The 11,127-nt window shown below is 59.3% G+C and carries 9 protein-coding genes; 8 read left to right on the forward strand and 1 reads right to left on the reverse strand.

Features of this window, described 5'->3' with window-relative positions; genetic code table 11:
- The first annotated feature begins 77 nt into the window (after window positions 1–77).
- The 5 genes from H597_RS29310 to H597_RS0101375 all read left to right on the forward strand — a co-directional run bounded on the left by H597_RS29310 (window position 78) and on the right by H597_RS0101375 (window position 7,352).
- A complete protein-coding gene (locus tag H597_RS29310; RefSeq protein WP_051293441.1) occupies window positions 78–2,954 on the forward strand; it encodes a type VI secretion system Vgr family protein in 2,877 nt (958 codons plus the stop codon).
- A complete protein-coding gene (locus tag H597_RS0101360) occupies window positions 2,932–3,468 on the forward strand; it encodes a carbapenem self-resistance protein CarG family protein (RefSeq protein ID WP_028100543.1) in 537 nt (178 codons plus the stop codon). Before H597_RS29310 ends, H597_RS0101360 begins: the two co-directional genes overlap by 23 nt.
- 5 nt (window positions 3,469–3,473) lie before the next feature.
- Window positions 3,474–5,660, forward strand: a complete 2,187-nt coding sequence (locus H597_RS0101365; RefSeq protein WP_028100544.1) for a hypothetical protein — start codon at window positions 3,474–3,476, stop codon at window positions 5,658–5,660.
- A complete protein-coding gene (locus tag H597_RS0101370) occupies window positions 5,650–6,522 on the forward strand; it encodes a hypothetical protein (RefSeq protein WP_028100545.1) in 873 nt (290 codons plus the stop codon). Before H597_RS0101365 ends, H597_RS0101370 begins: the two co-directional genes overlap by 11 nt.
- 266 nt (window positions 6,523–6,788) lie before the next feature.
- The gene (locus tag H597_RS0101375; protein WP_154667900.1) at window positions 6,789–7,352 is read left to right on the forward strand and encodes a hypothetical protein; all 564 of its coding nucleotides are present in this window, start codon (window positions 6,789–6,791) and stop codon (window positions 7,350–7,352) included.
- A gap of 287 nt (window positions 7,353–7,639) precedes the next feature.
- Here H597_RS0101375 and H597_RS0101385 read toward each other — a convergent pair whose 3' ends face one another.
- Window positions 7,640–8,422, reverse strand: coding sequence for a hypothetical protein (locus tag H597_RS0101385; protein ID WP_154667901.1), 783 nt, complete (start codon window positions 8,420–8,422; stop codon window positions 7,640–7,642).
- A 193-nt stretch (window positions 8,423–8,615) separates the two neighbouring features.
- Here H597_RS0101385 and H597_RS0101390 point away from each other — a divergent pair, with 193 nt between their 5' ends.
- Genes H597_RS0101390 through H597_RS0101400 form a run of 3 tightly spaced genes read left to right on the forward strand, consistent with a single transcriptional unit; the run spans window position 8,616 to window position 11,109 of the window.
- Window positions 8,616–9,458, forward strand: a complete 843-nt coding sequence (locus tag H597_RS0101390) for a M15 family metallopeptidase (RefSeq protein ID WP_028100548.1) — start codon at window positions 8,616–8,618, stop codon at window positions 9,456–9,458.
- A gap of 9 nt (window positions 9,459–9,467) precedes the next feature.
- Entirely contained in the window at window positions 9,468–9,731 is a 264-nt protein-coding gene (locus H597_RS0101395; protein ID WP_028100549.1) for a PAAR domain-containing protein, read from the forward strand.
- Window positions 9,732–9,750: 19 nt separating this feature from the next.
- The gene (locus H597_RS0101400) at window positions 9,751–11,109 is read left to right on the forward strand and encodes a hypothetical protein (RefSeq protein WP_154667902.1); all 1,359 of its coding nucleotides are present in this window, start codon (window positions 9,751–9,753) and stop codon (window positions 11,107–11,109) included.
- The last annotated feature ends 18 nt before the right edge of the window (window positions 11,110–11,127 follow it).

Genomic DNA, 11,127 nt, shown 5'->3' on the forward strand with positions numbered 1-11,127 from the left:
TCAATTGAAACACTCTTGCTTCAAGAGAATTTCTAAGATGTAATGGCGGTCCGTATGGTTATCGAAAACACAATCAGATGCTGGATCGCCTCACCCAAGACACACGCCTGCTGCGTTTCACCACGCCGCAAGGCGCAGCGCAGCTATTAGTCGAATGCGTGCGCGGCGAGGAGGCGATCGGAAAGCCTTTCGCCTTCGACGTTTCAACGCTTTCCTCCGACGCCGATATTCCGCTCAAATCCCTGCTTGGCCAGCCGGCGCTGCTCGAGCTGCTGACGGCCGCCGGACCGTTCGCGCTGCGCCCTTTCCACGGCCATATCACGGCCATAGAACTGAGCGGCTCGAACGGCGGCCTGGCACGCTATGCGGTGCGCCTGGAGCCGTGGACTGCCTTCCTCGGACATAACCGCGACAGCCGCATCTTCCAGGATATGTCCGTGTGCGACATCCTCGATGCGGTGCTGGGCAGCTGGCAAGGCCAGGGCACGCTGGTGCCGGAATGGCGCTTCGAACTGGCCGACCGCACGGTTTATCCAAAGCGCAGCCTGTGCACCCAATACCAGGAAAGCGACTGGGCCTTCGCGGAACGGCTGATGGCTGAAGAAGGCCTGTTCTATTATTACGAACACCGCAGCGACGGCCACGTGCTGGTCATCGCCGACCACAATGGCGCATTCCAGGCGAATTCACAGGCTGCGGTGCGCTTCACGCAGCCGGGCGCCGTCATGCGCGAAGACAGCATGGACCGCTGGCGCATGCAAGCCAGCCTGCTGACCAATGAAGTCTCGCTGCAAAGCTGGGACTACCGCACGCTGGACCAGCGCGCCGCCACCGCAGGCGGTGCCGATAACAGCGGCATTTCCCTCGCCGCGCGCGACGTACCGGGCGCATATGCCTACAACAGCAGGGAACACGGCGAACGCCTGGCGGAACGCCGCTTGCAAGGCCTCGACGTGGCGCGCGCCAATGTCACCGGCGCCGGCACCGTACGCACCATGGCGCCAGCCACGCGCTTTACCCTGCTGGGCGAATCGGTCACCGGCGACAGTGGCGAATTCATCGTCGTCCGCGTCCTGCACCTGATGCACAACAACCTGGCAGCGCAAATGCGCGCCAACATCCAGCGCGAGCTGGGCCTGGCAGCGTTGCAGCTGCTGAACGACGGCGACCTGGCCGAAAGCCGGCATGCGGTCGGCAACGCCATCGCCGAACGCCCGGTGTATCGCAACCGCATCGACGCCATTGAAGCCGCCCTGCCCTACCGCAGCGCTGCGCAATGGAAGCGCCCGACCGTCCAGGGACAGCAAACCGCCATCGTGGTCGGGCCATCCGGCTCGCCGATCCACACCGACCGCGATCACCGGATCAAAGTACAGTTCCACTGGCAGCGCGGCAATAGCAGCCATAGCCGCCTTGCGCCAGCGCTGAACGCCGGCTGCGCGGGCGCCCCGGCCGACGACAGCGCCGGCACCTGGGTACGCGTGGCCACCCCGCTGGCCCCGATTGCCGGCGCCAACTGGGGCAGCAATAGCCTGCCGCGCGTGGGCCAGGAGGTACTGGTCGATTTCCTCGAAGGCGATATCGACCGCCCGGTCATCATCGGCGCCCTGTATAACGGCGACGGTCAGGCCGACGCACAGCACAACAAGATCGGTGCAGGCACCGGCGCAGCCACCGGCAATGCTCCGGTATGGTTCCCTGGCGAAGCCGGCGGCCACGCCCACCCTGCCGCATTGTCCGGCCTGAAAAGCCAGGCCATGCAAAGCAGCCAGGCCGGCGCAGGCGCATACAGCCAGCTGGTGTTCGACGACACTCCCGGCCAATCCCGGGTAGCCCTGCAACGCCACGCCAAGCCACACCAAGGCACGGCAGAACTGAACCTGGGCCACCTGCGCCACCAAAGCGATAACCAGCGCCTGCACGCGGTCGGCTACGGCGCCGAACTGAAAACCGAGCATGCCCTTGCCCTGCGTGCGGGCCAGGGCATGCTGCTCACGGCGCACGCGGCAACTGGCGGCAGCGGCCATGTGCTCGACGCCCGCCGGGCCCAAACCCAGGTGCATAGCGCCAAGCAGCTGCAGGTGTCCTTGACCGACCAGGCGAAAACGCATCGTGCAGATTTGCCAAGGCAAAAAGAAACGGAGAATATCCCCGTTGCCGCAGGACTGCAGCGTACCTCCGAAACCTTGTCTGCAAAGGCCGCTGCCGGCGCAACGGCGTTTGACGCTCCGCTGCTCCAGGTGGATAGCCCTTCCGGCATCGTGGCCTCCACGCCTGCCGACTCGTTGATCACGTCTGAAGGCGCCAGCAGCATAACCGCAAGCCAGGACATCAACTTCGCATCGCAAGCGAACCTGCATCATTCTGCATCCGGTGGCATCAGCCTGTTCACCTACGGCAAAGCCAATGCCAAGGAAAAACCGAACCAGGAAACCGGCATGCACCTGCATGCGGCGAGCGGGAAGTTCAGCAGCCAGAGCCAGGATGCCGCGACGACTTTGACTGCCGACAAGGCGGTGACGGTCGCCAGCATTAACGCCGCTGTGAACATCGCGGCCAAGCAGCATGTGCTGTTGACAGCCCAGGGTGCGGCAATCCGCATTGAAGGCGGCAACATCACGCTGAACGCACCGGGGAAAATCGAATTCAAGGCCAGCATGAAAGAGCTGTCCGGCCCTGCGAGCAGCGAAAAGGAACTGCCGAAGTTCTCACGGGCGGATATGAAATACGGCCAACGGTTCCAGCTGCTGGATACCGACGGCCAACCGTTGAAAGAACAGGCATACACCATCTATGTCGGCGATCAACAGGAGATCCGCGGCAAGACCAACGCACAAGGCCTTACCTCATTGGTCGACACCGAACATAGTGAGTCCACCTATATTATTTTTGACCGCGACCTGCAGTGGGTTTGCGAAGAAGATTCAGACGATGAAGAACATACACATTGCTAAATACCTGGGCTGGGTGCTTTTGGCCCTTGCTCCTCAATTGCATGCCCAAACCGCGATCAAGCCACAACGCGACATCACCACGATTTCGCTTGGCGGCGAAGAGGTGTCGATGCTTTACACGCATATCGACAAGAACAATGCACATCCCATCGACACGGTGACGTTTTTCCGCAGCAATTCCAAAGGCCCAGCAGAACATATCCCCTTCCAAATCAACGACCGAATTGAACCGATCCTTCAGCTGCGCTCTGGTGCAGACTGTGCGATGACCGGCTTCCGCGCGTTCAAAGCGGGAGATCGCTTGCGCGTCGTCTACGCCCAGAGGGACGGCAACTGGGCGGATAAACGCCGAGTCACTTTCAATGTCATGGATCTCAAGAAAAACACGGACGAAGATCTGGATACGCCACCGATTTACTTCCACGAGATCGCGAAAGTCACGACTCAGTCAAGCTACTGCGATGTGAATACGGCTCTTGATACCGAAGCCGGTCTTTATCGCATGGGGAAGTAAGCTAGATGGATAATCCTAAATATGTCTCGGCTCGCGACGGCGAGAAGAATTCCGTTATTTATGTTACGGCGGATGGCCGTGAATACCTTCATTCTGGCGGCACGCGCGCATGGCGCAACAACAATCCCGGCAACTTAAGTAAAGCAGAGAAAAGTGGGCTCGCCATCGGTGTCGGTGGTCCTTTTGCCGTGTTCCCGGATCACGAAGCAGGCAAGGCCGCGCTGAAATTTGTGCTGACCCACGTCTACGACGATAAGCGTCTTGACAAAGTATTCGAAAAGTACGCGCCAGCCAAAGACAATAACGACCCCGAGCACTACACCATGCTGGTGAAGAAATTTACGGGCTTGGACGCTAGTCGCACGGTCGGCGACTTGAATGCCGCAGAACTCGATAAATTCATGGGCGCCATTGAGCGAGTCGAGGGCTGGAAAGCTGGGAAGGTTGAACCTATCCCACATGCCCAACAGTTTGAAGTCAAAGGCGTCGACGGCAAGCCCTTGTCCGGTGTTGACTACATCATGAGTTTCTTCACCAGCAAAGGTGAAGAGAAAAAGATCAAAGGAAAAACCGACGAAAAAGGCAAGACTGACGTAGCGGTCACCGACAAGCGTACATCGGTTTCGCTGAATTTGCCGCGCCCGGATCCAGGTCAATCGCTTAAAGGCACCGGAACCGGAGGCAAAGGCAAAACAGACGCGGCGAAGCACGTCGAAGCGGCCTCCGTCAAATCCAAGCCTTGGTACGCATTCGTCTTTGGTAACGCCGACGAATGCTTGACGGAAGCAAAGAAAAAGAACGAATCGGCAGAAAAAGATAAAGAGAAGCACTCCAAGGGCAAAGCCGCTGACACCGGGACGGCACCCAAAGAGAAAGAAAAGAAACAAGAGAAAGCACCGCCACCCGCAGCGCCTGTCGCCACCGTACAGCAAAAAGGCGCCATCAAAGCATCAGCGACGGCCGACAAGGCAGAAAACAAGGTGTCGCAAGTCACAAAGGAGCCAGGTGTTTTTATCACTTGGCAATTCGACACCACGCATGGATCCGGCAAGAACTTGCGCGGACTCCCCTATTTCATCGCCATCATGGACGGCAATAAAGCCACTCCGTTATATGAAGGCCAGCGCGTTCAACTTCTTGGTGATCCTAATAAGATTCGACAAAAAATCCCGTTTGGCAAGCAGGCAGCGCTGTTCCTGGGTAGCGATGCAAAGGCAAAGTACCGCACAAAACCACTTTTCCAAGTGACCGCCGACGCCGGACTGACCGATGTCGTTGTCAAAATCAATGAAACTGAAGGCAAGGATTACGACGCGGGTTTAGAAGTACCGGCACTGAAGGATGAAAATGGCACCAAGAAGGTTTATCAAGCTGCTCTCTACGGCAATACATGGCTGAATTTCAGCCACAAATATACCGCCGACGAAGCCGCGGAAATGACCAAGGAAGCTAGTTCTGACGTTCAAAAAGCAGTCATCAGCATTTACAAGGGTGAACCGCAGGCGGCCGATAACAAGATCACTCTGGAAGTTCGCAAACCCAACGGCACGATGATGAAGATCATCTGGCCGAGCGATGCGTTTGACAACTGCAAGAGGAATGTAACGCTCATTACCAACATGGAGTCGGCGAAACGCGAAGCAATGCCGCGCGTACATCCGAATACCTATCAAGCATTTATGCAGGCCGCGTTCGAAATGGATGCGCAGGAGTTGGAAGTGAATTCGGGCTGGCGTCCCATGCTTGGCTCCGTGCTGCACCGTATTGGCGTTGGTCTTGATGTGGGGCGAATTCGGGTTGCAGGAAGTGATCGCCAATACCGTCGTTCTGCGACGACAGCTGAAAGTCACTATTCCGCTCTGAAGAAAGAGAAAGCAACCTTAAGCGCCAAGAAGAACCGGACCGAGGCTGAAGAGCAACGCCTGAACGCAATCAAAGTTGAAGAACCCGACGCCGCAAAGAAGGCCCTGGACGCAATTTCCGCCAACGAGCATAGCGACTTGAAGACATTTACAAGCAAGCTAAGAGGCAATACCGAAGTGCGACAAACTTTCGACCCCTGGCAAATGGAAGACAACACGGCAGACAAGGCAGCACCTGCGCCCAACATGCTCAAGACTGGCAACGAAGTCTTGCATAGAAACCACTTGCATATCACCGTATTTGACGAAGAACTAGGACATGGACGTTAAAGCACTTACCCTCACTTTGGCGTTGGCAGGACTGACGCCGATTGCACAGGCATATACCCTCTTCGGCCCGGATCTCAAGACTCCTATTTTTCCGGTAAACGGCACGTTGAAAGTCTACAAGGCAAAAACTGACGAAAAGCCGTTTGCAGAGTTTCACGATCTTCCCCACTACGCCGTTGGACCCACTGGATTTGCCGACACCTGCCTTGGCAAGTCCGAAGATGGCTGGGTGCGTTGCAATATCAAGGGCAAGGCCGGCTGGGTGCGGCGCAGCGACTTCCTGTCTGGCGCCCAGTATCAACCGCAGAATCAATGGCCAATTCGATACTGGCTGGCCAGTGCCGGTGGCGATATGCCTGGTGAGGAAGCCGATGAACTGATGACGGAAGCCAAACGTAATCCTTATCTGGTCCCTCACAAAGAGATTACGAATGTTCTCTTTAAAGTCCAGTTCGACAAGGAAGGATTCGCCACCAGCGTCAAGACTGGCAAACGTACCGGCGACAGGGTGTTCAAGGTCGGCAACGCAATTTACCTTGCGCCGGCCGACGATGCGAAGCGCGAGAAAGCAACCTGGCAGTTCTTAAACTATTTTGAACCGAGCATTCAGGCCATGTGCCCCTCCGTTTCAAAAGAGAGCTGCTATAGCGCAGCAAATCAGGCCTCCGATTGGCCAGGAATAAGCATGTTACGCACCTCGCCACCGGCACAATTCGCCTATAACGCCGAACGTGAAGATCAGAATAAGGTGGAGTGGTTCGGTCAGGAGAAAGTCGGCTTTGCGCGCTTCTCCGATCCAGTCAAGCCATTGATGTACAAGCGTCCTGACGGCAAGCCGCATTGCGTCATGGACTGCAGGTAGGTGCCTTGCTGCCACGCAGGACCCGCAGAATTTGGATACGGACAGTAAAAGCCATCACATTAGGATGGCTTGTATTGCCTCAAGTTGCCAAAAGCGGACCTCGCTGCTAGCGATGCTGGTCAACTGAAATTTTGACATCGACAATGACGCGACAGACAAGCAATAATCAAAGAATCGCGAAAAGCCTTTTGTCATTACCGACTGCGAAGAACCAGCACATGCACAATAAATCTCCCCGCACATACGCACGAAAATCGAACGCTTGCATGGCCTTGCTGGCCGCCTGCCTATGCATGACCAGCACAATCTGCGCCGCGTCTTCGTCCAGTCCACCCGCGGACCATGCCTTTTACGCGATGGACATTCGTGCCAACAACGACACGCTGCTGCACGGTACGCGGGCCAAAGTCGATCAGACGCAGAAGCTGCCCTTGGCTATTCTGGGTGACAGCGAATCCACCTGCTGCTTTGTCTTTGGAGCGCAATCCAAAATCAAGGGTGCCCCGGCACTCAAGATCAATAATGACGAACCATTATTGTCGTCATCACTCGGCGATGAAGCCTTCCAGTTCCTGGGTGCCTATCGTCCAGCGTCCGCCGGAAACGCAGCGGGCAAACTCGGATTTGGCTTCAGTGGAATGAGCGGCGCCAGGCTGGTTGGCAAGCGCATATACGAAGTCACGTTCGCAGATGCATCCGCCCCTGTTTTCGTTCGCCATTGCTTGGGCGCGGAAGGCGTGAACTTCAAGCTCTATCACACCGCCCATGACAAGAAGCCTTACGTCAGCTACTACTTTGCGCTGGGCTATGAGGTAAAACCGGATTGCTGAAAATGAGGATCAATGCCTTGATGCTGGCAAGCGCCGTATTTGGCGCCAATGCACAGCGCAAATCGAAACCGAGATTCAAATCGGGCCGCCACTGACGATTGACGTGCTCCTGGATGCTAATCCAAGCCGGCTGATTTGCACCGCCGAGGGCGGCGCCCATCGGGTCAATCGAAAAAAGAACGATCCCTTGTTGGCCAAGATTCCTGCGGGATGGCGCGAGGGACAGAAACGCAGGGCCTGACAGTAGCCGGGGCGTTGCGCCTGCGCCCCTCGATCAGGCGCTAGCCTCAAGCGCCATTCGCAATTTTTTCAAGTTTGCTGCGGTTGAAAGCGCGGCACTCGTCCTTCTTCCAGCGCCCTTCACAGACACGGATACGGCAGCGGGCCGCGTCCTGTTCGCCCTGCCTCTTGCACTGCTCAAGCGCTTTTGGCAGCGTCATGTGGAAGTTGCCCGACGCCTCGTACTTTGTATGCGCTACCAGTGCGGCAAGCAGTTCGACGTCATTATCTTCCTCGGGCGCAGCCTTGGAAATCGACTTGGCAGCCGGCTTAGCCGGCTTCTCTTTCGCCGGCTTGGGCGCTGCCTTGGCCGCGGGTGCAGCGCCTTGCTCCAGCATATGCTTCAGCGACTCCTTCGGCTTGGCTTCCAATGGCGGCGGGGCTTCATCGATGATGGCGGCCGTGGCCGGCGTCTCCGCAGTAAGGGCGGCGAGCGGCGATGCATCCGCGGCCGAAGCGGCGGGAGCCGGATCAGGCGCCTTGACCGGCGCTGGCGCCGACACCGGCGCCGGCACAGCGGCCATTTTCGCAGCAGGAAGTTCTTCCTCGCTGAACATCACGACAGCCAGGACTGCGGCAACGGCGACGACACCAATGCCGATGCCGGCGGCCATCCACAAAAAGATTTTTCGGCGCGGGGTTTCCGCGACCTGCGGCTCCAGCACTTCTGGCGCAACCGCTTGATTTTCAAGAGCATTTTGCTGCTCGGCCGAAAGCAAGCTCGGGCGGCCTGCTGGTTTCCGGGTTTCATTGCTTGATGACAAAGTATTACTCCTGGCAAAGGTTATCATTAATATACTTTATCCATGGAAAAAGGTGCGCACTATAGGGAACACCGATTTTCGGGGTCGCGCACGATTGAAATTCAAGAGAAACACGGCTTAACAGAACTTCAAGATATACTTTCCCGCAAATAATTTATTCCCAGGGCAAAACGCGCCCTTGCTGTTGTCAAATTGGTAATTAAGATTCCAGGGGTTAATTTTGGTGGTCCTCGCTGTTGTGCTGTATTTCCTGCTGGCTTGCGCGCTGAGCTGGATGGTCCTGTTCCCTGCCGGGCGGGCCTATGTTTCGCGCCGTCTGGAGGTGGTCGGCAGCCGTTTTCAGCGTAGTCTGCAAAATTTCGCGCGGCGCAGCGGCGCACAAGCCGGCGCAATCGGATCGGAATCTGCGATGGCCATGCGCCAGGGCGGCGGCTTCCTGCGCGAGCACAAATGGGCGGCGCTGGCGACGCTCCTGATCTTGATGCTGCCGGCGATGGTGGCGTGGATGGCGAGCAGCCGCACCATGGTGGGCGGATTCGACGCCCCTGTGCGCGAAGCCAACCAGCAGGTGGCGGAGCTGCTGCTGGGCGAGCAGTTGGTGCCGCCGCCGCCCTTGCCGCCGACGCTGTTCATGACGGCCGAGGTGGAGGTGGTGCGTCCGAACCTGGTCTCGGCGAGCCGCGACTGGGCTTTGCTGGATAAGGACTATTCGCAGCGCCTGCTGCAGGTGTTCCGCATCATGAAGGAACGCCATGGCTACGATATGGCGCTGCTGGAAGGCTACCGCAGTCCCGAACGCCAGGATGCGCTGGCGGCGCAGGGCAGCAACGTCACCAATGCCAAGGCCTTCCAGAGCTGGCACCAATACGGCCTGGCGGCCGACTGCGCCTTCCTGCGCGACGGCAAGCTGGTGATTTCGGAGCGCGACCCTTGGGCCATGCGCGGCTACCAGCTGTTTGGTGAAGTGGCGGAAAGCGTGGGCATGACCTGGGGCGGCCGCTGGAAGATGATGGATTTCGGCCACACAGAGTTGCGTGTGGACGGCGTAAGAAAGAAACAATAGGAGTAAGAAATGCCTGGAGCACTGATCCTTTTAGGCGATAAAACCTCGCATAAAGGCACCGTGGTGGAAGCATCGCAGCAAAGCGATAGCAGCGGCAAGCCGATCGCGCGCGTGGGGGACAAGGTCTCCTGCCCGATTCATGGCGATACCACCATTACAAGCGGCGACCCGACCACGATCGTGGATGGCAAGCCGGTGGCGCGTCACGGCGATAAGGTCGGTTGCGGCGCCACGCTGATCGCCAGCCAGCAGAATACGACGGACGCGGTGTGAGGCAGGCATGCAGAATTGGATGAAACGCAGTTTGCTGGTGGTTGGTGTCTTCGGCCTTTGCTGGATCGGCGCCATTTGGTATTGGCGCAGCACCACCCGTATTCCGAATACGAGCGACCTGGCGCTGGCCATGCTGGTCATGCCGCTGACCTTGATCATGGGATTCTGGCTGGCGAAGAAAACCTTCGCCGGCGGCGACGCTCCGGCGACGGCCGGCGCGGGCGGTGCGCAAGCGCCTGCGGCGCCTGGCGTGCCGGACGCTCCCGGTTCGGCCGGGGCGCAAGCCGCGGCGCCCGCAGCCGAAGCGGCTGCCGCCTGGGCGCCCTTCGGCGTGGCCGCCACGGCGCTGCGCATGGCGCATGGCGATTCTCCGGCTGAACTGGCGGCGGCATTCGCCGAAGGCCAGGCGCGCCTGGACCTCGACCCGGAACTGACCGATTTGCAGGGCTTCCCGGTGATGGCGGGCCGCGTGGCGGACGTCGAGCTGGAAGCGCTGGAAGAATGGCTGTCCGCCCAGCAGCCCGCGCCGCGCGCGCCGGCGGCGGAACAACTGCGCGCCATGGCCCTGGGCGGCGATGTCGCGGCAGGCCTGGCCGAACAGGCGTCTTCCCTGGGCGGCGACGGCGTGCTGCAGCTGCTGCCGCTGCTGCCAGCCGAATGGCCGGTCCCGACCCAGGAACTGGCGACGCGCTGGCTGGCGCACCGCATCATCGACGCGGGCTGGCCGAAGGAGCGCCTGGCCGTGCGCCAACTGCCGGCCTCCGCGCCGGCGACGCCGCTGGCCGCCTTGCGCGCGCTGTCGGCCCAGACGGCCAGCGCTGCGGCGCCGGCCCACAGCATCCTGGTCGCCTGCGATTCCAGCATCGACGCGGAAGCGGTGGAAAACTTGGCGGTGAACGGAAAACTGTTCGGCCAGCGCAATCCGAACGGCCGCATGCCGGCCGAAGGCGCAGCGGGCATCTTGCTGCAGTCGCCGAAGGAGGCCAGCGATGAACTGCGCCTGCTGGCGCTGCACGCGAAGGAAGATGCAAGCTCGCGCGAACTGGCGGAAGAAATCCTGGCCCAGGCCAATGGCGCCAAACCCGTCTACATCGCCGCCGACACCGACCACCGCGCCGCCGTCATGGCTGACCTGATGCAATGCGTCGAGGCAGCGGCGCCGGATCTGGACGCCAATACCGCGCTGGCCTGCATTGGCGCCGCCTGCGGCCACACGGGCGCCGTCGGCAGCCTGGCCGCCATCGTACTGGCCCACGAACAGGCCTTGGAAAACGAGGGCTTCGCGCTCGCGCTGTCCAACAACATTCCAACCCAACGTTACGCCTTGCTGCTCGGCCAACTCCCCGCGCCGGCCAGCAAAGCGCCATCCCTTAGCTAACCTTGCAAGAGTAGAAAA

Source organism: Pseudoduganella violaceinigra DSM 15887 (assembly GCF_000425385.1).
In the GTDB taxonomy this organism is placed as follows: domain Bacteria; phylum Pseudomonadota; class Gammaproteobacteria; order Burkholderiales; family Burkholderiaceae_D; genus Rugamonas; species Rugamonas violaceinigra.

Coding starts and splice junctions, on each gene's coding strand:
- H597_RS0101370 (WP_028100545.1), top strand. CDS start 5,650: ATGGACGTTAAAGCACTTACCCTCACTTTGGCGTTGGCAGGACTGACG.
- H597_RS0101395 (WP_028100549.1), top strand. CDS start 9,468: ATGCCTGGAGCACTGATCCTTTTAGGCGATAAAACCTCGCATAAAGGC.
- H597_RS0101385 (WP_154667901.1), bottom strand. CDS start 8,422: ATGATAACCTTTGCCAGGAGTAATACTTTGTCATCAAGCAATGAAACC.
- H597_RS0101365 (WP_028100544.1), top strand. CDS start 3,474: ATGGATAATCCTAAATATGTCTCGGCTCGCGACGGCGAGAAGAATTCC.
- H597_RS0101375 (WP_154667900.1), top strand. CDS start 6,789: ATGGCCTTGCTGGCCGCCTGCCTATGCATGACCAGCACAATCTGCGCC.
- H597_RS0101360 (WP_028100543.1), top strand. CDS start 2,932: ATGAAGAACATACACATTGCTAAATACCTGGGCTGGGTGCTTTTGGCC.
- H597_RS29310 (WP_051293441.1), top strand. CDS start 78: ATGCTGGATCGCCTCACCCAAGACACACGCCTGCTGCGTTTCACCACG.
- H597_RS0101400 (WP_154667902.1), top strand. CDS start 9,751: ATGAAACGCAGTTTGCTGGTGGTTGGTGTCTTCGGCCTTTGCTGGATC.